Origin of the sequence: Bradyrhizobium sp. 87 (assembly GCF_023073015.1) — a bacterium.
GTDB classification, from domain to species: Bacteria; Pseudomonadota; Alphaproteobacteria; order Rhizobiales; family Xanthobacteraceae; genus Bradyrhizobium; species Bradyrhizobium canariense_D.
In genome coordinates, this window is record NZ_JADPIQ010000084.1 from 83337 (window position 1) to 103474 (window position 20138).

General features: G+C 64.7%; 18 protein-coding genes. 11 read left to right on the plus strand and 7 right to left on the minus strand.

From position 1 onward, the window contains the following. Positions 1-71 precede the first annotated feature (71 nt). Positions 72-2549, plus strand: a complete 2478-nt coding sequence (locus IVB50_RS20065) for a PAS domain S-box protein (RefSeq protein ID WP_018455237.1) — start codon at positions 72-74, stop codon at positions 2547-2549. 286 nt (positions 2550-2835) lie between these two features. Further along, positions 2836-4086 (plus strand): arsenic transporter, encoded by a 1251-nt coding sequence (locus IVB50_RS20070; RefSeq protein WP_018455238.1) that lies wholly within the window; start codon positions 2836-2838, stop codon positions 4084-4086. A gap of 9 nt (positions 4087-4095) precedes the next feature. On the opposite strand, the gene IVB50_RS20075 is transcribed toward IVB50_RS20070, so the two are convergent. Beyond that, positions 4096-5460 (minus strand): MFS transporter, encoded by a 1365-nt coding sequence (locus IVB50_RS20075; RefSeq protein ID WP_018455239.1) that lies wholly within the window; start codon positions 5458-5460, stop codon positions 4096-4098. Between the two features lie 25 nt (positions 5461-5485). After that, positions 5486-6250: a GntR family transcriptional regulator gene (locus tag IVB50_RS20080; protein ID WP_018455240.1), complete on the minus strand. Its 765-nt coding sequence runs from the start codon at positions 6248-6250 to the stop codon at positions 5486-5488. Positions 6251-6429: 179 nt separating this feature from the next. Here IVB50_RS20080 and IVB50_RS20085 point away from each other — a divergent pair, with 179 nt between their 5' ends. The 3 genes from IVB50_RS20085 to IVB50_RS20095 are packed head-to-tail and all read left to right on the plus strand — an operon-like array spanning position 6430 to position 9466. Continuing rightward, positions 6430-7629: a mandelate racemase/muconate lactonizing enzyme family protein gene (locus IVB50_RS20085; RefSeq protein WP_018455241.1), complete on the plus strand. Its 1200-nt coding sequence runs from the start codon at positions 6430-6432 to the stop codon at positions 7627-7629. Between the two features lie 11 nt (positions 7630-7640). Next, positions 7641-8408 carry an SDR family oxidoreductase gene (locus IVB50_RS20090; RefSeq protein ID WP_018455242.1) on the plus strand — a complete coding sequence of 256 codons (768 nt, stop codon included), beginning with the start codon at positions 7641-7643 and terminating at the stop codon, positions 8406-8408. A gap of 26 nt (positions 8409-8434) precedes the next feature. Continuing rightward, positions 8435-9466: an L-idonate 5-dehydrogenase gene (locus tag IVB50_RS20095; RefSeq protein ID WP_026232909.1), complete on the plus strand. Its 1032-nt coding sequence runs from the start codon at positions 8435-8437 to the stop codon at positions 9464-9466. A gap of 13 nt (positions 9467-9479) precedes the next feature. Here IVB50_RS20095 and IVB50_RS20100 read toward each other — a convergent pair whose 3' ends face one another. After that, positions 9480-10352, minus strand: coding sequence for a DUF3280 domain-containing protein (locus tag IVB50_RS20100; RefSeq protein WP_018455244.1), 873 nt, complete (start codon positions 10350-10352; stop codon positions 9480-9482). A gap of 190 nt (positions 10353-10542) precedes the next feature. On the opposite strand from IVB50_RS20100, the gene IVB50_RS20105 reads away from it, so the two are divergent. Both IVB50_RS20105 and IVB50_RS20110 read left to right on the plus strand, forming a co-directional pair. Then, on the plus strand, positions 10543-11928 hold the full coding sequence (locus IVB50_RS20105; RefSeq protein ID WP_018455245.1) for a HAMP domain-containing sensor histidine kinase: 1386 nt from the start codon (positions 10543-10545) through the stop codon (positions 11926-11928). Beyond that, positions 11925-12587, plus strand: coding sequence for a response regulator transcription factor (locus tag IVB50_RS20110; RefSeq protein WP_247297041.1), 663 nt, complete (start codon positions 11925-11927; stop codon positions 12585-12587). Before IVB50_RS20105 ends, IVB50_RS20110 begins: the two co-directional genes overlap by 4 nt. A gap of 4 nt (positions 12588-12591) precedes the next feature. Here IVB50_RS20110 and IVB50_RS20115 read toward each other — a convergent pair whose 3' ends face one another. Next, a complete protein-coding gene (locus IVB50_RS20115) occupies positions 12592-13434 on the minus strand; it encodes a hypothetical protein (protein WP_018455247.1) in 843 nt (280 codons plus the stop codon). Between the two features lie 210 nt (positions 13435-13644). On the opposite strand from IVB50_RS20115, the gene IVB50_RS20120 reads away from it, so the two are divergent. The 3 genes from IVB50_RS20120 to IVB50_RS20130 are packed head-to-tail and all read left to right on the plus strand — an operon-like array spanning position 13645 to position 16777. Continuing rightward, positions 13645-14523 (plus strand): IclR family transcriptional regulator, encoded by an 879-nt coding sequence (locus IVB50_RS20120; protein ID WP_247297043.1) that lies wholly within the window; start codon positions 13645-13647, stop codon positions 14521-14523. A gap of 36 nt (positions 14524-14559) precedes the next feature. Beyond that, complete coding sequence (locus tag IVB50_RS20125) at positions 14560-15534, plus strand: tripartite tricarboxylate transporter substrate binding protein (RefSeq protein ID WP_026232910.1); 975 nt, start codon at positions 14560-14562, stop codon at positions 15532-15534. A gap of 22 nt (positions 15535-15556) precedes the next feature. After that, complete coding sequence (locus IVB50_RS20130) at positions 15557-16777, plus strand: ABC transporter substrate-binding protein (protein WP_204511431.1); 1221 nt, start codon at positions 15557-15559, stop codon at positions 16775-16777. A 120-nt stretch (positions 16778-16897) separates the two neighbouring features. Here the strand turns inward: IVB50_RS20130 and IVB50_RS20135 are convergent, their stop codons facing one another. Next, the gene (locus IVB50_RS20135; protein WP_018455251.1) at positions 16898-17389 is read right to left on the minus strand and encodes an SRPBCC family protein; all 492 of its coding nucleotides are present in this window, start codon (positions 17387-17389) and stop codon (positions 16898-16900) included. 2 nt (positions 17390-17391) lie between these two features. Then, positions 17392-17808, minus strand: coding sequence for a metalloregulator ArsR/SmtB family transcription factor (locus IVB50_RS20140; protein ID WP_018455252.1), 417 nt, complete (start codon positions 17806-17808; stop codon positions 17392-17394). 368 nt (positions 17809-18176) lie between these two features. On the opposite strand from IVB50_RS20140, the gene IVB50_RS20145 reads away from it, so the two are divergent. Beyond that, the gene (locus IVB50_RS20145) at positions 18177-19232 is read left to right on the plus strand and encodes a serine hydrolase (RefSeq protein WP_018455253.1); all 1056 of its coding nucleotides are present in this window, start codon (positions 18177-18179) and stop codon (positions 19230-19232) included. 70 nt (positions 19233-19302) lie between these two features. On the opposite strand, the gene IVB50_RS20150 is transcribed toward IVB50_RS20145, so the two are convergent. Beyond that, positions 19303-20124: an outer membrane protein gene (locus tag IVB50_RS20150; protein WP_018455254.1), complete on the minus strand. Its 822-nt coding sequence runs from the start codon at positions 20122-20124 to the stop codon at positions 19303-19305. Between the last annotated feature and the right edge of the window lie 14 nt (positions 20125-20138).

The following is a 20138-nucleotide window of genomic DNA, read 5'->3' on the forward strand; positions in this document are numbered from 1 at the left end:
ACGCCTTTCTTTCCATATTCCCTCTGAGCAATGGCCATCGCGCTACGTCTGTGTGAATATCGGTCCGCCACGTGCGCTCTCGCATCACAACGGCCAACGCCTTGAACGATCCTTTGCCCGAGACCATCGCCGCCGAAAAGCTGCGCCAGCACCTGGAAGATGTTGCGCGCGAGCGCGACAACGCCTATCGCGCGCTCCAGGAGCGCGAAGCCGAACTTGCGCGCATCCAGCGCATCGGCAAGGTCGGCGGTCTCGAAGTCGATTTCCGCGAAGGCTTCAAGAACCGCCGTTCGCCGGAATATCTGATGCTTCACGGCCTGCCGCCGGAAGCTGCCGACGAGTCGCACGAGGACTGGATCAATCGCATTCATCCCGGCGACCGGGACGCTACGGTGAAGCACTTCATCGAAGCGCTGTCCGGCACCAGTGAGGACTATACCGCAGAATACCGCATCATCCGCCCCAGCGACGGCGAGACCCGCTGGATCCGCGTCGTCGCCAAGATCGAGCGGGACGGTGGCGGCCGCGCCCTTCGCCTCGTCGGCGCCCATATCGACGTCACCGACCAGATGCTGGTGCGTGAGACCCTGCGCGAGAGCGAAGAGCGCTTCCGGCTGATCGCCGACAGCGCCCCGGTGCCGATCTGGGTCACCAAACTCGACCGCACACGGTCCTTCGCCAACCAGGCCTATGTCGATTTCGTCGGCCTGCCCTACGACCAGGCCATTGCCTTCGACTGGCGCAAGGTGCTGCATCCGGACGACCTGCCCCACGTGCTACAGCAATCCGTTCAGGGCGAAGCATCACTCAAACCGTTCGTGCTGGAAGCCCGCTACAAGAACGCCGCCGGCGAATGGCGCTGGCTGCGTTCGGAATCGCAGCCGCGCTGGGACCCGACCGGCAGGCATATCGGCTTCATCGGCGTTGCCCATGACATCACGGTGGCCAAACAGGCCGAGATCGAGCTCCGGCAGCTCAACGAGACGCTGGAAGAACGCATCGTCCAGCGCACCGCCGAACTCGAATCCAACGAGGCGCGGCTGCGCGCCATCCTGGAGACCAGCAACCAGTATCAGGGCCTCGTCAATCTCAGTGGCGAGCTGCTTTACGCCAACACGACCGTGCTCGACGCCATCAAGGCGAGCCCTGCGGATGTGATCGGAAAGCCGTTGTGGCAGACGCCCTGGTTCAGCACGACGGAGGGCATGGGCGCACGAGTGCGCGAGGCCTTCGACACCGTGCTCAAGGGCGAAGCCGTGCGGATGGAGATGCGCCTGCGCCTTCCCATCGGGGAGCGCGATTTCGAGTTCGGCATGCGCCCGGTGCTCGACCGCCACGGCAACATCACCGGCGCGGTGCCTGAGGCTGTGGACATCACCGAGCGTCGCCGCGGCGAGGAAGCGTTGCGGCAATCGCAGAAGATGGAGGCGATCGGCCAGCTCACTGGCGGCGTCGCGCACGACTTCAACAATCTGCTCACCATCATCCGCTCGGCCACCGATTTCCTGCGCCGCCGCGAGCTGCCGGAGGAGCGCCGTCGCCGCTATGTCGATGCTATCTCGGACACCGTCGAGCGTGCCTCCAAGCTGACCGCCCAGCTGCTGGCGTTTGCGCGCCGGCAGCCGCTGAAACCGCAGATCTTCAACGTCGGCAGCCAGGTTGAAGGCGTGGCGCAACTGGTCCGGCCGCTGGTCGGCGGCCGCATCGAAATCGCGGTGGAGGTTCACGATGGCGACTGCTTCACGGTCGCCGATATCGCGCAATTCGAGACCGCGCTAATCAACCTCGCCATCAACGCCCGCGACGCCATGGACGGCGAAGGCCGTCTCACCATAGCGGTCCGGAAAGTTCAGGGAATCCCCGACCTCCGCACGCAACCGGCGCGCGGCGGCGACTATGTCGCGATCTCCGTTGCCGACACCGGCAGCGGCATCGCGCCCGAAAACATCGAAGCCATCTTCGAGCCGTTCTTCACCACCAAGGAGGTCGGCAAGGGCACCGGCCTCGGCCTGAGCCAGGCCTTCGGCTTCGCAAAGCAGTCCGAGGGCGACATTGCCGTGACGAGCACGCATGGTGAAGGCGCGACCTTCACCATCTATCTGCCGCGGGCACACAGCCCCGCGACAGATCAGGAAGCCGCGGCGCTGACCTATGAGGCCGCGGCCACCGGGCGCGGCTATCGCGTGCTCGTGGTGGAAGACGACGACGAGGTCGGCCGGTTCTCCACCGAGCTGCTGGAAGACCTCGGCTATGTCGTCCGCCGCGCCGCCAACGCCAATGCGGCGCTCGCCATTCTCGGCGAGAACGAGTTCGCCGTCGATCTCGTTTTCTCCGACGTCATCATGCCCGGCATGAACGGCGTCGAGCTCGCCGGCATCATCCGCGAACGCTATCCGGGCCTGCCCGTCGTGCTCACCTCTGGTTACAGCAACGTTCTCGCCGAGAACGCCGATCGCGGTTTCGAGCTGATCCAGAAGCCGTATTCGGTCGAAGCGCTGTCGCGCATCTTGCGCAAGGCAATCACGGCAAAGCCGTCGATGGCGCGATGAGTGTTATGGTCGCACGAAGCTGCCACAAACTCCGTAGTTGCGAGCGCAGCGAAACAATCCAAAATCTTTCCGCGGAAACAGTCTGGATTGCTTCGTCGCTGCGCTCCTCGCAATGACGGCGCTATCGTGCCGCTCCAACCCAACGGGCTTTTGAACAACATTGTGGACTGAAACTCGGGCCGAGACGCGGCAATCGCAGATAGCCGTCCGCGCTCGCGGGGGGAAGACATCGACATCGGCTTCCGCTATCGCTGCCGAATGAACCGACACATCTCAAGGATCGAACGTGCCGTCTAACGCCATCTGGGCCTGGAGCATCATCGTCGTCGCGACCGCAGGCGTCATCATCCGGCCCTTTCGCCTGCCGGAGGCGATCTGGGCCATCATCGGCGCCAGTGCGCTCGTGCTGTTCGGTCTGCTGCCCTGGCGGGATGCGCTCACCGGCATCGAGAAAGGCGTGGATGTCTATCTTTTCCTGATCGGCATGATGCTGATCGCCGAGCTGGCGCGGCTCGAAGGCCTGTTCGACTATCTCGCAGCGCTCGCCGTGGAACATGCCGGCGGCTCGCCGCAGCGGCTGTTCCTGCTGATCTACATTGTCGGCACGCTCGTCACCGTCCTGCTCTCGAACGACGCCACCGCGATCGTGCTGACCCCCGCCGTCTATGCCGCGACGCGTGCGGCCGGCGCCAAGCCGCTGCCTTATCTCTTCGTCTGCGCCTTCATCGCCAATGCCGCGAGCTTCGTGCTGCCGATCTCCAACCCCGCCAATCTCGTCGTGTTCGGCGCCCACATGCCTGCGCTCACCGAATGGCTGCGGCTGTTCGCCCTGCCCTCGGCGGCCTCGATCCTGCTGACTTATGTCGTGCTGCGCCTGACCCAGCACCGCGCCCTGAAGGAAGAGACGATCGCGCGCAGAGTGCCGCATCCCAAGCTCGGCCGCGGCGGCAAGCTGACGGCCATCGGCATCGTGGCGATCGGCGTCGTGCTGGTCACGGCCTCCGCGTTGGACAAGCAATTGGGCCTGCCGACCTTCGTTTGCGGCGTGGTGACAGCCGCAATCGTGCTGCTGCTCAACCGGCAATCGCCGCTCCCCGTGCTGCGCGGCGTCTCCTGGAGCGTGCTGCCGCTGGTCGGCGGATTGTTCGTGATGGTGGAAGCGCTGATCAAGACCGGCGTGATCGGGCAGCTCAGCGCGCTGCTGCATGAAGCTGTCGGACAATCCGTGACGAAGGCGGCCTGGAGCGTCGGCATCGCCACCGCGGTCGCCGACAACATCGCCAATAATCTTCCCGTCGGTCTCGTTGCCGGCTCGGTCGCCGCCAGCGATCACTTGCCCGCGCCGGTCGTGAGCGCCATCCTGATCGGCGTCGATCTCGGTCCCAATCTGTCGGTGACCGGTTCGCTCGCCACCATCCTGTGGCTGGTGGCGCTGCGGCGGGAGAAGATCGAAGTCGGCGCCTGGCCGTTCCTCAAGCTCGGACTGCTCGTGACGCCGCCGGCCCTGATCGCGGCCTTGGCGGCCGCGATCAGGTAACTTGCGAGATCAGTCGTTCTCGTAGCCGTAGACTTCCGGCAGGATGAAGATTGCGGCAAGCAATCCGATCAGCGGGAAGATCGCGACGAACAGCGTGGCATTCGCCTGCCCAATCGCCGCGAACAACGACGGGAACAGGAAGATCGCGAGGAACGACGGCAGCTTCACGAACATGTAGGCGAAGCCGCTCGCGGTGCCGCGATATTTCGGCTTGGCGACCATGGTCGGGATCGTCATGCAGTTGGAGGCATCCCAATAATGGCCCCACAGCATCGCGGCAGCCGCGAACGGCAGCAGGATCTTGTTGTCGGTGTAGAGCGCGAAGGCCGCGACCAGCAGCGAGACCAGCACGATCGAGAAGCCCGTGATCGAGATGCCGCGGTGGCCGATTTTCGGGGTCAGCAGCGGACCGACCCAGCCCGACACGGCAGCGAAGGAGAACAGCGCCATCGTCACCAGATTGATGCCGAGCACGCTCGACACGCCGACCATCACGAAGAGCACCGGCAGGTAGAACGCGAAGGTCGAGAACTCGCTGGCCTGCGCGAAGCAGGCGATCCAGCCGTAGATCGTGGCGCGCCAGCGGATCGGATCCTTCTTGAGGTCGGCGAGGAAGTCGCGGGTGGACACCTTGGGCACCTCCACGTCATGGTCCGGCAGCATGGCGAGGTCGTCGTTGAACATCTCGCGCGCGACCTGCTTGGCCTCGCGGTAGCGTCCCTTCTGCACCAGCCAGACCGCCGTCTCCGGCACGTCGTGCCGCATGATCAGGATGATCAGCGCCGGCAGCGCGCCGAGGCCGAGCGTCACCCGCCATAGCGTTTCGTGGTTGATGTCGAGCAGCAGGAAGATCACGATGACGCCGATCGTCAGGACCTCACCGACCGCGAACATGAATTGCCAGCGGTTGCCCATGACTTCGCGCTCACCCTTGGCCATGGATTCCATGATGTAGGTGTAGCCGGTCGAGATGTCCGAACCGAGCGGAACGCCGAGCAAGAAGCGGATCACGACGAGCCAGAACACATTGGGCACGAAGGCCTGCGCCAGCGCCAGCACGATGAACAGCACCATCGTCACCAGGAACATGACGCGGCGGCCGATCTTGTCGGAGAGCCAGCCGCCGAGCAGCGCACCGATCAGGGCGCCGCCTTGCGTACCGGCCGCGGCCAGGCCCAGCATCAGCGGATCGGGATTGAACTGCTCCTTGATGAAGATCAGCACGAAGGCGATCGAATAAAGGTCCCAGGCTTCGACCAGGATCGAGGCCATCATCAGCCAGCCGACCTTGTTGCCCTTGGGACTGTAGTTCGTGATGAGGTAGCGGACCGCGGCTTCGCTCGCGGTCGGTTGTGGCATCGCCATCGTCGACATCTTTGGTCCTCTCTTCAAAACTTTCTTACGTGCCAAGCAGCGGCTCGATGCTGCAATCGAGCAGGCGCGGGTCGATCCCGACCTCCATGCCGGTGAACATCTCGCCCATGTAGTCGATCAGTGCATCGCTCGCCTTCACCGCGTCCTCGACGCGGCGGCCGGCGACCGCGGCGAGAATGGCGAGGTGACGATCGATCGTGCCTGACAGTTCGGCCTGTCCCGGCATGAACCGGTGGTGGATGTAGCCGATGCGCCGGTACAGCGTGTGTAACGGCCGTAGCGTGTGCACCAGAAACGGCTCGCCTGCCGCCTCCAGCACCAGCGCGTCGATGCGGCGGTCAATACTGTTGAACTCGTCGAGGGTCAGAGTGGCGCGGCGCTCGCGCAAAAGGCGCTCGATATGCAGCGCCTGATTGCGGTGCGAGAGGCTGGCGCGATCGGCCGCAAGCCGGATCACGAAGCGCTCCATGTCGCGGCGCAAGGCCAGCAGCATGCGCTCGCGTGCCAGATCGATCGGCGCAATGCGCAGACCGTGGCGCGGTCGGATGATGATCAACGTATCGGCGGAGAGACGATTGACGGCGTGATGAACCGGCGTACGGCCGAAGCCGGTGATGTGCTGCAATTCCAGCATCGTCATGAACTGGCCTGGCTTGAGCTCGCAATGGACGAGCAGCTCTTCGATCCTCTGGTAGGCGAGCTCGAAGAAGTTGAGACGGTTGCGTCGGAAGGGCTTGCCCTCGCCGTCGTCGTTCCTCACCACCTCGAGCGCGCGCTTGCGCGTTGCCATGCCGTCTCTCCCTCAGCCCGCGCCGTCGTTGCTGGATGGCGCCTTGTTGGTGATATCCCTAAAACATGTTGTGATATATTACAAGCGAGCGTAAGAGTTCGCACGCGCCCGCACCATGTTGCGGTGCGGAATGACAACAAGACGGCGCTGCGCGCGCCTGCGACGGGAGGAGTATTGCCGTGAAGATCACGTCGATAGAGACGCTGCGCACCGAAGAATTCTCCAACGTCATCTGGGTGCGCGTCCACACCGACACGGGCATGATCGGCCTCGGTGAAACCTTTTATGGCGCCGGCGCAGTCGAGGCGCAGATCCACGACACCTTTGCCGGCCGCCTGCTCGGCCGCAATCCGCTGCACATCGAGGCGATCCATCGCGACATGCTGAACCTGCCGATGGCGCAGTCGTCCACCGGCGTCGAATATCGCGCGGCTTCGGCAATCGACATTGCGCTGTGGGACCTGTTCGGCAAAGTCTGCAATCAGCCGGTCCACCAGATGCTCGGCGGCCTCTGCCGCGACAAGCAGCGCATCTACAACACCTGCGCCGGCACCCAATATGTCCGCTCCACCAATATCAGCCCGGTCGCGAACTGGAATCTTGGCGCTGCCAAGAGTCCCTACGAAGACCTCGACGGCTTCATGCACCGCGCCGACGCGCTTGCCGAAAACCTGCTGGAGAGCGGCATCTCCGCCATGAAGATCTGGCCGTTCGATCCGGCGGCGCAGGAGAACAAGGGTCTCTACATCTCCGCCGCGCAGATGAAGCAGGCGATCGAGCCGTTCGAGAAGATCCGAAAGGCGGTCGGCGACAAGATGGAGATCATGGTCGAGCTTCACTCGCTGTGGAACCTGCCAACCGCAAAACAGATCGCGCGCGCGCTCGAGCCCTACAAGCCGACCTGGTACGAAGACCCGATCCGTATGAACTCGCCGCAGGCGCTGGCCGAATATGCCCGCTGCACCGACGTCTGGGTCTGCGCCAGCGAGACGCTGGGGTCGCGCTTCCCCTACAAGGACATGCTCGACCGCGACGCTATGCATGTGGTGATGGCGGATCTGTGCTGGACCGGCGGCCTCACCGAGGGCCGCAAGATCGCGGCGATGGCCGAGACCTATCACCGGCCCTTCGCACCCCACGACTGCATCGGCCCGATCGGCTTCATCGCCGCCATCCACATGTCGTTCAGCCAGCCCAACACATTGATCCAGGAATCCGTGCGCGCCTTCTACAAGGGCTGGTACAACGAGCTCGTGACCACCATGCCCACGATCAAGGACGGTTTTGTCTATCCGATGGAAGGCCCCGGCCTCGGCGTCGACCTTCTGCCCGCCGTCTTCGACCGCTCTGATCTGACCGTGCGCCGTTCCAACGTCTGAGGATTCTTGAGATGAGCACCGCCCTCTTCGATCTTTCCGGCCGCACCGCGCTCGTGACCGGCTCCTCCCGCGGCCTCGGCCGCGCCATTGCCGAGGGCATGGCCAAGGCCGGCGCCAAGCTGATCATCAACGGCGTCGATCCCAAGCGTGTCGAGCAGGCCGTCGCCGAGTTTCGTGCCGCCGGACATCAGGCGGAAGGCGCCCCGTTCAATGTCACCGACGAGCCTGCGATCGTCGCCGCCTTCAACGACTTCGACAAAAAGGGCATCGCGGTCGACATCCTCGTCAACAATGCCGGCATCCAGCACCGCAAGCCGCTGGTGGAGTTCACCACCGACGAGTGGCGCAAGGTGATCGAGACCAACCTCACCAGCGCCTTCGTCATCGGCCGCGAAGCGGCCAAGCGCATGATCCCGCGCAAGCACGGCAAGATCATCAATATCGGCTCGCTCGGCAGCGAGCTCGCGCGTCCCACGATTGCGCCTTACACCGCCGCCAAGGGCGGCATCAAGAACCTGACCCGCTCGATGGCGGTGGAATGGGCCCAGCACGGCATCCAGGCCAACGCGATCGGCCCCGGCTATATGCTGACCGACATGAACGAGGCGCTGGTCAACAACACTGATTTCAACAACTGGCTGATGGGCCGCGTTCCCTCCAAGCGCTGGGGCCGACCGGACGAGCTGGTGGGCGTTGCGATCTTCCTGGCGTCGGAGGCCTCGACCTATGTCAACGGCCAGATCATCTATGTCGATGGCGGCATGATCGCCGCGATGTGAGCCGCGAAACGCTGAGGGAGCCAACCATGCACGCCGTCGTCATTCACGCACCGAAAGATCTGCGGATCGATAGCTATCCAGATGCAGCGCCCGGTCCGGGCGAAGTCCGCGTCAAGATCGCGAACGGCGGCATCTGCGGCTCCGATCTGCACTACTATCATCACGGTGGCTTCGGTGTCGTGCGCATCCAGCAGCCGATGGCGCTGGGGCACGAGATCGCGGGCGTGGTCGCAGCCGTCGGTGACGGCGTCACGAACGTGAAGCCGGGCACTCGGGTCGCGGTCAATCCGAGCAAGCCGTGCGGCCGGTGCCTGCATTGCCAGGAAGGCATGCGCAACCAGTGCCTCGACATGCGCTTCCTCGGCAGCGCGATGCGCTTTCCCCATGTGCAGGGCGGCTTTCGCGAATTCATCACGGTCGATGCGGCGCAGGCCGTTCCGATCGCCGACGAGCTATCGCTGGCGGAAGCCGCGGTCGCCGAGCCGCTCGCGGTGTGCCTGCATGCCGGCAAGCAGGCCGGGCCCCTGCTCGGCAAGCGCGTGCTGATCACCGGCTGCGGCCCGATCGGCGCGCTGATGATTTTGGTCTCGCGCTTCGGCGGCGCGGCCGAGATCGTGGTCACCGATGTCGCGGAGGCGCCGCTTGCGGTCGCCAGGAAGCTCGGCGCCACTTACGCCATCAATGTCGCGGCCGGCGCGACGGCGCTCGATCCGTGGCGCACCGGCAAGGGTGTGTTCGACACGCTGTTCGAAGCCTCGGGCAACCAGGCCGCACTCCGCACCGCGCTCGACGTGCTCAGGCCCAGGGCCACGTTGGTGCAGCTCGGCCTGGGCGGCGAAATGACGCTGCCGATCAACTCCATCGTCGCCAAGGAATTGCAGCTCCGCGGCACCTTCCGCTTCGATCCCGAATTCGAGCTGGCGGTGCGGCTGATGGGCGAAGGCCTGATCGACGTCAAGCCGCTGATCACGGCGACCATGCCGTTCGAGAACGCGGTCGCAGCGTTCGAGCTCGCCAGCGACCGCTCGCAGTCGATGAAGGTGCAATTGACGTTCTGATCGATGAGCGCTGCTATTGGTTCTCGATCAGCCGGTCGCTGACCAGCCGCACGGCGCCCCGTTTCCAGGAATAGTCCGCGCCCAGGCGCAGGCCGCTGTCGCCGCGTGCCAGCACCGCGCCGGTCCTGGCATCGCGCACCTGGAAGCCGAGCGTGTATTCGGTGCGGCTGACCCGCCGCACCACCCCGATCAGAGACTGATCCGCACCGAGCCCTTGCGCCATCGCCGCTTCGCAGCCGCCGCAGTCGCGTAAAGCGCGTGCCTTTACCGCCTCCTCGTTCGCGCTGCCGACATCGACGAGGCGGTAGCGGCCGGATTGGCCAAGGGCATCGCGCACACTGCCGGTCACTTCGGCCAGATAGGATGCATCTGCGGCCGCGAGACCGGCGGCCGGCGCCGCGGTGTTGTCCTCGAGCTCGAATTCGAACACCGCCAGCGCGATCGGCGCGGGTGCGCCGAGCGCGGCCATGATCTCGCGGGACACGAAGATCTCGGCACGCTCCCATGATTCATCATTGTCGCCGCGGAAGGTGTAGAGCTTGTCCATCACGACCTTCCTGGCGCCAACGTCGATCACGGCGACCTTGGCCCATTGCACCAGTGTGCTCGTCTTCTGGATGCCGCCGATCACCTTGAACGCCGCGCCGTCCTGGGCCGAGGGCACCAGCCGGTAGCGCCGGTCTCCGCCGATATCTTGCCGGAGCGCAGCCATGAAGGCCGCCAGCCGTCGCTCGTGGGCGGCGGTCTGGTTGGCAGGCTCCGCTGACGTATCGGTATAACTGAAATCGTCCATGGCGACGCCGACGGCAGTCTCGGCACCAAGCGCATAAGCCGGCGGAAGGACGACAAGGAGACAGACTGAGAGGATCAACCGGCGCAGGTGCATAAATGTGCCTCGTATGACGGAGCGGCGCACAATCTGGACGGCGTAATCAGGGCTCGCAGCAGCGCCGGTCCCGGCGATGACCGGGAAAATTTCACGACGGTGCACCGCACTCACGCCTGACGGCTTTGCGCTAGGTGCGTTCTGCCGTTTAATGCGGGCGCGACAACCCGTTCGCACCAGGTGCCCGCCGATGTGGAACCGCCCGAGGTTCGATCTCAAAGTCCGTCTGACGTTGCGCGTGGCCGCGATATCGGCCGCCTGCTTCGCCGTTATCTCCGCCTATTTCCTGATTACGGCCGACCGCGCGGCGCATGCGCGCCTCGACGACATCGCCGCCATCGTCGCCAAGACGCTGGAGCTACAGCAGGGCAAGATCCAGTGGGTCGCCAGCCCGCGCTCGGACTTTCCCAACCTCGACCCCGTTTCGGCCTATGTGATGACGCCCGGCCTGTGCCTGGCATTCCGCGGCACGAGCGGCGACATCCTCCAGCGCTTCTGCAGCGGCGCGCCCGCCCCGGCAAACCCACCGCCGCAAGCCTTCACGGCCTTCTATCGCAGCCTGTTCGACCCCGGCCGCGAAGCGGCACGGCCTGTGATCGTGCGCGGAGCGAAGCTTGGCGACGCCGTGGTCTCGGTCGAGCCGGCCGTGCAGACGGCGGAGGCCTGGCACGAGGCCGGCCGCCTGATGCTGGCGCTGGCGATCGCGCTGCCGCTGCTCTGCGCCCTGGTCTACGCCGCGCTGGCACGCGCGCTGCGCCCCACCCGCATGATCCGCACCGGCCTGGAGCGGATTGCCGCCAACGACCTCACCACGCGGCTGCCGCCGTTCGACCTTGCCGAGCTCTCCGCGATCCGCGACGGCTTCAACCATCTCGCCGAAAGCCTCGAGACCGCACTTGCCGAACGCAGCGAGCTGACGCGGAAGCTGATCGCGCTCCAGGACGAGGAGCGCCGCCATCTCGCGCGCGAGCTGCATGACGAGTTCGGCCAGTCGCTCGCCGCCATCCGGGCGCTCGCCTCCTCCGCCCGCCAGACCGCCGCGCAGGACTGCCCTTCCTTGCTTGGCGAATGCGACGGCATCGCGCGGACCGCAACCGGCATGATGGAGACGTTGCGCGGCACACTGTTCCGGCTGCGGCCGCCGGATGTCGAGGAGCTCGGGCTCGTCGCCAGCCTCGAAGGCCTGGTCGCGGGCTGGAACGGGCGCAGCCGCGGCGAGACGCGCTTCTCGATCCGGTTCGACGGCGCATTCGAGACCCTGCCGGCCACGATCAGCGCCAGCCTCTACCGGATCGTGCAGGAGGCGCTCACCAATGCCGCCAAGCATGCCGTCGCCACGCGGGTCAGCCTGGAATTGACGATGGGGGCGAGCGAGATCGCGCTTGCGATCGACGATGACGGACGCGCGACCGATCCCGTCGCGAAATCCGGAATGGGCCTGCTCGGCATGCGCGAGCGCGTCGCGGCCTTGCGCGGCCAATTGAGCTTCGAGGCCAAGCCGAACGGCGGCTCCGCACTGCGCGTCGTCATTCCGCTCGCAGCCGCCGATCGGCCGCCGCTGGAGCACGCCGCATGAGCGCGGCCGGCGCGACCATTCTGCTGGTCGACGACCATTCCGTCGTCCGCGAGGGCTATCGCTCCGTGCTCCAGAAGCAGCCGGGACTTCGCGTCATCGCCGAAGCCGCCGACGGCGCCGAGGCCTATCGTCTCTACAAATCGGAGGCGCCCGACCTCGTCATCATGGATCTGAGCATGCCCGGCATCGGCGGCATCGAGGCGGTCAGGCGCATCAGGCAGTGGGACAAGGGCGCGAGGATCCTCGTCTTCACCATGCACGAGAATGCCGGCTTTGCCGTGCAGGCGATCCGCGCCGGCGCCAGGGGCTACGTCACGAAGACCAGTCCGCCGGAGACGCTGGTGCGCGCCGTGATGGACGTGCTTGCCGGCAAGATTGCGATCAGCCCCGACATCGACCATGAGCTCGCGCTGAGCCGGCTGGCCGGGGAAAGCTCTGCCGCCGACGTCCTCACGCCGCGCGAGTTCGAGGTGCTGCGGCTACTGCTCGCCGAGAATACGACAGAGGAGATCGCCGAGACGCTCCATGTCAGCCCGAAGACGGTGGCGAACCTGCATTCCCTGATCAAGGACAAGCTCGGCGTCGGATCCGACATCGAGCTGGTCCGGCTGGCGCTGCGCCAGGGCATCTTGACGGAGGTCGATCTCGGCGAGACCTGATTGCTCAAGCCAGATAGCGCGTGAGATAGCCTTCCATCGCGTAGAGCGCACAAAGCGCAAGGCTCGACCACACGGCGGCGGTGAAATACAGGAACATCCAGGTCAGCTCGCCCTTCCAGTGCGCGATGTCGTGGGTCACGACCCAGCGCGTCGAGACGTCATGCAGGCCTTCGAGGAAGCCGAGCAACCGGTTGCCCTCTTCATACCCTGCCCGCCAGCGGCTGAGATACATCGGCACGTCGACGGTGACGAGGAAGGCCAGGAAGCAGGCGATGCCGACGATGCCGGCAATCAGCGCCCAGCGCACCGGCCCCTGGAATTCCGGCATCAGCCGGCACAGCGCGATGCCCGCGAGGAAGAATGTCACCGCCCACAGCGAGTTCTCGATCGCGTTGAAAAGGAAGTTTGTCGTCACCACCGCATACCAGGAGAAGCACTCCGCGATGATGATGATGGGCACGATCACCCACGCGATGTTCACAACCGTCTCGGCGCCCGTCATGGTCCCGAGTTGATGCAGGATGACCGCCCATTGCGCCGCGAAGCACAGTTCGGCCACGGTCGCGACCGTGCGGCCGACGAAGACGCTGGAGAGCCAGGTGTCGAACAGACAGATGCGCTGCACGTCGGCGCGCGGCAGGAACGAGCGGAAGGCGCAGCCGAAGACATAGCCGGCGCAGAGCAGGAACATCAGTCCGATGTCGGAGCCGCCACTGATGCTGCCGGCGGACGTGGGATAGAACGCGCGGTACAGCATGAACCAGGCGAGAATGTTGGCAGCACTGACCAGCGTCAGGGACCCCCACCACCACGCGAGGGGATTTGTCCGCGCCTGCCACTGCAACATGAATCGCTCCGCTGTAATCGATATGACATTCAGTCGTAATAATCCTGTCACAACAACCCACGGAATCACGACGAGAATCTGTGTGCGGCGGAGCTCGTCGCGCACATTTTATCCGCACGGGCAACGCCGCCGCGTGTCCGGATAGTGGACACAAAATACAATTTTATGAATCTATTGGACAACCGCCCCGACCGGGTTCATTAATCCTGGATGGCCAAAACCGCGTCCAAACCGATCCGCGCCTCCTCGTCCGCTGCCGCCGTGCTGGCGGACAGCATCGACGACGCCGCGTTCGCGACGACGCTGGCAAGGGGTCTCGTGGTGCTCGAAGCGTTCAAGGCGGGAGCGACGCAGCTCGGCAACATGGAGCTGTCGACGCTGACCGGGATTCCGCGTCCAACGGTGGCGCGGCTGACGCATACGCTCGCCGAGCTCGGCTACCTCCGCTACGATTCCGAACGCGCCAAATATCGCGTCGGCGCGCGCGCCCTTCGCATGGCGCATCCGCTGCTCGCCGACATGCAGTTCCGCCAGGTCGCGCGGCCCATGATGCAGGAGCTCGCGCAAAGCGTGCGCGGCACGGTCTCGATCGGCCTGCTCGATGCGACCTCCATGATCTATGTCGAGACCGCGCGCTCCGGCGACGTCGGCCCGCACGTCCCCGACATCGGCATGCCCATTTCCGTGGTGATGACGGCGATGGGCCGTGCCGCGGCGGCGACCTTGCCGCAGGCCGATGCCGCGCTGCTCGAAGAGCGCATTGCAAGCGAGGACACCGAGCTGTGGTCGGCCTTCCGCGAGACATACCGCGCCGGCCTCGCACAATGCATCAGCCGTGGCTTCTGCACCTGCTTCGGCGAGTACATCGCCTCGATCCATGCCGTCGCCGCGCCGCTGTTTCATGCGCGTGAGGCGAAGCAGGCCTTTTCGATCAATTGCGGCATCCCCGCATTCCGGCTCCAGCCCGGCCAGCTGGAGGGCGAGATCGGCCCGCGCATTGCCGCTCTTGCCGACAGCATCCGCACCATGATTGGGGCGGCACCGACGACCGAAACACAAAAGCAGAACAAGAAGAGCGCCAGGCGATGAACAAGACAATCGGCGCTCCGCCATCGGGAGGCCACCATGACCATCACACGGCGAACATTTTTGGGCACCCTCGCTCTTTCGATATCCGGACTTCCATTCGCCGCACGCGCTGAGGACGCCTGGCCGTCGCGTATGGTGCGGCTGATCTCGCCTTACGGGCCCGGCGGCTCCAACGACATCTCGCTGCGGCTGCTGGCCGAAGAGTTCGGCCGCAACCTGCACCAGCAGTTCATCGTAGAGAACAAGCCGGGCGCCGGCACCCGCATCGCCAACGACACGGTCGCGCATGCGCCGGGCGACGGCTATACCCTCCTCTATGTCGCGGCGCCCTACGCGACCGCCGAAGCGCTGTTCGGCAAGCTGACCTATGAGCGCAAGGATCTGCAGCCCGTCGCGATGGCTGTGATCGCGCCGCTGTTCCTGATCATCAGCGCGGATGCGCCGTTCAAGACGCTTCCCGAATTGATCGCCTACGGCAAATCGAAGCCGGATGGCCTGACCTTCGCCTCGCCCGGCGCCGGCTCGCAGCCGCATCTTGCCGGCGAACTCCTGTTCAGGGATGCCGGCGTCAAGGGTCTCAACATTCCCTTCCGTGGCGATGCCGCGTCCTACACCGAACTGCTCGCCGGCCGCGTCGATGCCACGCTGACGGCGCTGCCGACCGCACTGCCCTACATCCAGAGCGGAAAGTTCATCGTGCTCGGCGTCGCCTCGGCCGAACGCAGCGCGCTCTATCCGCAAGCGCCGACCCTGCGCGAGCAGGGTTTTCCCAACGTGGCCGCGGCCGGCTGGTACGGTTTCATGGCGCCTTCGACGACGCCGCGGGCCATCGTCGACAAGCTGCAGGCCGAAGTCTTGCGCGCGCTGGCCGAGCCGGTGGTCATGGACAAGCTGACCGCCCAGGGCCTCGAAGTGCGCGCCGGCACCGCGGCCGAGTTCGGTCAGTTCATCGACAACGAAACAAAAAAGTGGACCGGGCTGATCCGCGAGGCCGGTCTCAAGGGCGAGTGACGGTCACGAACAGGGAATGGAAATGAAAAACGTACTTCTCAACCGTGTCCCGGCAGTCGCGATCGTTCTCGCGCTATCGATCCCGGCGGCACAGGCCCAGAAGAAATACGATCCCGGCGCATCCGACACCGAGATCAAGGTCGGCCAGACCGTCCCGCTCAGCGGGCCGGCCTCGGCCTATGCCGTCATCGGCAAGACCCAGGCCGCCTACATGAAGATGATCAACGACCAGGGCGGCGTCAACGGCCGCAAGGTCAATCTGATCCAGTATGACGATGCCTATTCGCCTCCGAAGACGGTTGAGCAGACCCGCAAGCTTGTCGAAAGCGACGAGGTGCTGCTGACCTTCCAGATCATTGGCACGGCGCCCAATGTCGCCGTGCAAAAATATCTCAACGCCAAGAAGGTCCCGCAGCTCTTCGCGGCAACGGGCGCGGCGCGTTTCACCGATCCGAAGAACTTCCCCTGGACCATGGGCTTCAATCCGTCCTACCTCGTCGAGGGCCGGATCTACGCGCAATATCTTCTGAAGAACCATCCGAACGCCAGGATCGGCGTGCTCTATCAGAACGACGATCTCGGCAAGGATTACCTCGCCGGCTTCAAGGCAGGTCTCGGTGACAAAGCGAAGATGATCGTCGCCGAGACGTCCTACGAGATCACCGAGCCGACCATCGACTCGCAGATCCTGCGGTTGAAGGATGCCGGTGCCGACGTGCTGTTCAGCGCCACCACGCCGAAACAGGCCGCGCAGGCGATCAAGAAGGTGGCCGAGATCGGCTGGAAGCCGCTGCACATCATCGACATCAACGCCTCCTCGGTCAGCGCGGTGCTGAAACCTGCCGGACTCGACAACGCCAAGGGCGTCGTCAGCGTCGGTTATGTCAAGGATTCAGCCGATCCCGAATGGAAGGACGATCCCGGCATGAAGCGATATCTCGCCTTCATGGCCAAGTACTACCCGGAGGGCGACAAGGATTCGAACCTGAACGTCTACGGCTATATCACCGCGCAGCTGCTGGTGCAGGTGCTGAAGCAATGCGGCGACGATCTCACGCGCGAGAACGTGATGCGCCAGGCCGCCAGCCTGAACAACATCGCACTCGACCTGACGCTGCCGGGCATCTCGGTGACGACGACGCCGACGGACTACCGCGTCAACAAGCAGTTCCAGATGGTGCAGTTCGACGGCCAGCGCTGGCAGAAACTCGGCGACATCGTCACGGACGACGCGAAGGAATGAAGCGCCCCTCATCCCGAGGGGCGCGCGCCTTGAAGAATGAAGGCTTCACCAATGGTCCTCGTGCTTCGAGGCGGCCGCTCCGCGGCCTCCTCCGCATGAGAGAGGAAGTGGCTGCTCGCCCTACCTCTTCATCCCACTCACATAGGCCGCGAGCTTGTCGAGTGTCTGGTAGCCGTATTCGACGGCACCGAAGTTGATCATGCCGTCGCGCTGCGCCGCGCTCGACGCCAGCTGCCGCATCATCAGAACCGTCTTGCCGTTGCTCTGCTCGGCGAAGGTGACGGTGAAACGGAACATTCCGGGATCCTCGTCCTGGTCGGTACCGTGATCCATCTCCATCAGCGACGGCCGTTCGATGCGGCGAAAGCGCATGCGGTTCGGGTAGACCGTGCCGTCCGGGCCGATCATGTTGAAGCGCCAGACGCCGCCGACCCGCACGTCGATCTCGAAGGTCTCGAGCTTGAAGCCCTTCGGGCCGAACCATTGCGGCAGATGCTTCGGGTCGGACCACGCTTCGAACACCAGATCGCGCGGCGCGTCGATCACGCGCGACATCACGATCTCACGGTCGAGCGACCATTGCGACAGAGCGGGATTGGCAGAATTCGTCATCGTCAGGAACCTTTCCGTCTGGTTGTCTTGTCGGTTGTCTTGTCGATCGGCTTGTTACTTGTCTTGGTCGCCCGTTTGGCAGCCGCCCGCTCTTTCTTCAGCTTCATTACATAGGTTTCGAAGCGATCGAGCCGCGCCTCCCAGATCGCACGCTGGTGCTGGAACCAGTCCTCCGCAGTGAGGAGCGCGTCAGGACTGAGGCGGCAGGTGCGCACGCGGCCGGATTTCGCCGACAGGACGAGACCGCTCGTCTCCAGCACATGGATGTGCTTCATGAAGCTCGGCAGCGCCATCGCGAAGGGATCGGCGAGTTCGCCGACCGACGCCTCGCCGGCGCAGAGCCGCATCACGATCGCCCGCCGGGTGGGATCGGCAAGGGCCGCGAAAACCTGATCGAGCCGGGATAGTTGGTTAGCCATGGGGCTAACTATAGGGCTGCCATGATCTCGCGTCAACAATTGTTAGCCAATTAGCTAAGTTAAATTCGCCGACTGGTAGCCTGGATGAAGGGAAGCGAATCGGGGCCGCTAGCTCGGCTGCGGCACTTTCCGGATTGCGCTTCGCTCCATCCGGGCTACCGACCACTCGCGCGGAACCCACCACGCGCAATCGTGAATAGGGAGGCTCGGTCCTTCCCGCTACAAGGGACCGGGGGCGCATCGAATCTTGCGCCAGAGCCGTGTCGTCTGTTGTCACCTCATCGTATCTCACCCGACGGGCGCTCGCCCGGGCTGCGCTCGTTCCCGTTGCGCTTGCATGGCCGCGCGGGGCCGCCGCGGATTCCGACATGATCGCGCAGATGCGCGACATCGTTGCGAACGAACTGACGCCGACCGCGACGCCGGACCAGCCGGGCGGTCTCGCCGCTGCACTTTATGCCGGCAGCCATGTCGAGTTCTTCAATTACGGCTTTGCCGACAGCGCCACGCGAAGGCCGGTCACGCCGGACACGCTGTTCAATCTCGGTTCCCTACGCAAGCCGTTTGAGGCGACGCTGGTTGCGCTCGGCACCCTCCGCGGCGAACTGCGGCTCGACGATCGTCTGGCGAAATATCTCCCGGAGCTCACCGGCGACTATGTTCGCCGCATCACTGTCGGCGAACTCGTCACGCACACCTCAGGCATGCTGCTGCCGACCGATCATCCGCCGTGGCCGAGCGACGCGTTTTCCCGCGCGCAGCTCATCGATATGTTCAACAGCTGGAGACCGCAAGCCGGCGAAGTGCCCGGCAAGCAGCGCGTCTACAGCCACGCCGGCTACGTGCTGCTTCAACTCGTGCTCGAGCGCTGTTACGGCGCTCCGATCGCAACCCTGTTTGAACAACACATCCTCAAGCCGATCGGCATGAATGCGACCTCCGTGCCCGAACGCGGCGAGGACAGCCGTGCCGTCATGGACGACGCCTGGATGCAGCTCGCGGTCCAGGGCTACTCGGATCAGGGCATGGCAATCGGCCCCATCGGCAACCAGCAGAGTTATTTTGATTTCCCCGGCACCGGCCAGATGTTTTCTTCGCCGCGGGATCTCGCCGCATTCGTTGCGGCCTGCGTCGATGGGCGGTCGACCGAGCCTCACTTGCGCGAGGCCCTGCGGATGACGCAGCACGAGATTTTCCGCGTCGACGACAAGTTTGGGCAGGGAATGGCCTGGGAGACGGTGCGTCTGCCGGGCGTCACCGTCGTCGACAAGCCGGGTGGGCTCAACAACGCCTCTGGCTATATCGGCCTGGTGCCGGCGCAGCGGATCGGGATCGTCCTGCTCGCCAATCGGGGCGAATATCCGCACGAGATCGCGCGCTACAGGATCCTGCCAGCATTGGCGCATCTGGTGGCATCGCACTGAATCCGCCTAGCGAAAAACGGAAAGCCCCGGCTAAGCCGGGGCTTTCCACGCCAGGTCGGAACGGGAATGCTCAGTACCTGGCAACGACGGGTCCGCCGAACTTATAGTTCACGCCGACGCGCACGATGTTCGATTTGAGATCGACCGAGTGGGTGAAGACGTTGGTCGGAAACGCGCCGCCAAGCAGATTGGTGCTGGTCACGGTGCTGCGTCCGAGGTCGACGTAGAGATATTCCGCCTTGAGCGACCAGCCGCCGCCGAAGGCATATTCGGTGCCGACACCTGCGGTCCAGCCGAGGCGTGTGTCGCGGAACGCGGCCGACTCCGTCGCCGCAGCGAACGTGTCCACGAAGTTGAAATTGCCCTTCACCTCGGCGATCGCCGCACCGCCGGTGGCGTAGAGCAGCCAGGTCGGAGCCGCGAGGAAGCCGATGCGGCCGCGGATGGTGGCGAGCCAGTCGGCCGAGACCTGCGAGGACACGGTGAAGCCGGTCGGGGCGCAGCAGGGATAGAGCGCCGAGCCGGATGCACTGCCCTTCAAGCCGAAATAGTTGATATCGCCTTCCAGGCCGAGCACGGCGTTGTTGAGTTGCCAGTTATAGCCGGCGGTAAGACCGCCGGTGACGCTGGAGCTGTTGACACGCTGGGCGCCGACTGCAGCAATCGCGGTAACACTGGTGTCCGCGAAATAGCCGGCAGGATCGAACGCGGTCGAGGTGGCCGGATCGGCGCTGCCCCATTGCCCGCCGACATTGCCGCCGACGTAAAAGCCGGTCCAGCTGTAGGCCGTCGCCATCATCGGCGCCTTGGTGTAGTGCGCCGCGAGGTCGGCCGCCTGCACGGATGCGGAGCCCAAAACAACCGCGGCAACCGCCAGCAAAAACTTCTTCATTCCAGTCTCCTTGC

Bases quoted from the DNA above. Each gene is read 5' to 3' on its own strand.
- IVB50_RS20105 (WP_018455245.1), top strand. From the start codon at position 10,543: ATGTGGAACCGCCCGAGGTTCGATCTCAAAGTCCGTCTGACGTTGCGC.
- IVB50_RS20095 (WP_026232909.1), top strand. From the start codon at position 8,435: ATGCACGCCGTCGTCATTCACGCACCGAAAGATCTGCGGATCGATAGC.
- IVB50_RS20135 (WP_018455251.1), bottom strand. From the start codon at position 17,389: ATGACGAATTCTGCCAATCCCGCTCTGTCGCAATGGTCGCTCGACCGT.
- IVB50_RS20115 (WP_018455247.1), bottom strand. From the start codon at position 13,434: ATGTTGCAGTGGCAGGCGCGGACAAATCCCCTCGCGTGGTGGTGGGGG.
- IVB50_RS20120 (WP_247297043.1), top strand. From the start codon at position 13,645: ATGGCCAAAACCGCGTCCAAACCGATCCGCGCCTCCTCGTCCGCTGCC.
- IVB50_RS20140 (WP_018455252.1), bottom strand. From the start codon at position 17,808: ATGGCTAACCAACTATCCCGGCTCGATCAGGTTTTCGCGGCCCTTGCC.
- IVB50_RS20110 (WP_247297041.1), top strand. From the start codon at position 11,925: ATGAGCGCGGCCGGCGCGACCATTCTGCTGGTCGACGACCATTCCGTC.
- IVB50_RS20125 (WP_026232910.1), top strand. From the start codon at position 14,560: ATGACCATCACACGGCGAACATTTTTGGGCACCCTCGCTCTTTCGATA.
- IVB50_RS20130 (WP_204511431.1), top strand. From the start codon at position 15,557: ATGAAAAACGTACTTCTCAACCGTGTCCCGGCAGTCGCGATCGTTCTC.
- IVB50_RS20150 (WP_018455254.1), bottom strand. From the start codon at position 20,124: ATGAAGAAGTTTTTGCTGGCGGTTGCCGCGGTTGTTTTGGGCTCCGCA.
- IVB50_RS20090 (WP_018455242.1), top strand. From the start codon at position 7,641: ATGAGCACCGCCCTCTTCGATCTTTCCGGCCGCACCGCGCTCGTGACC.
- IVB50_RS20080 (WP_018455240.1), bottom strand. From the start codon at position 6,250: ATGGCAACGCGCAAGCGCGCGCTCGAGGTGGTGAGGAACGACGACGGC.
- IVB50_RS20145 (WP_018455253.1), top strand. From the start codon at position 18,177: ATGATCGCGCAGATGCGCGACATCGTTGCGAACGAACTGACGCCGACC.
- IVB50_RS20075 (WP_018455239.1), bottom strand. From the start codon at position 5,460: ATGTCGACGATGGCGATGCCACAACCGACCGCGAGCGAAGCCGCGGTC.
- IVB50_RS20100 (WP_018455244.1), bottom strand. From the start codon at position 10,352: ATGCACCTGCGCCGGTTGATCCTCTCAGTCTGTCTCCTTGTCGTCCTT.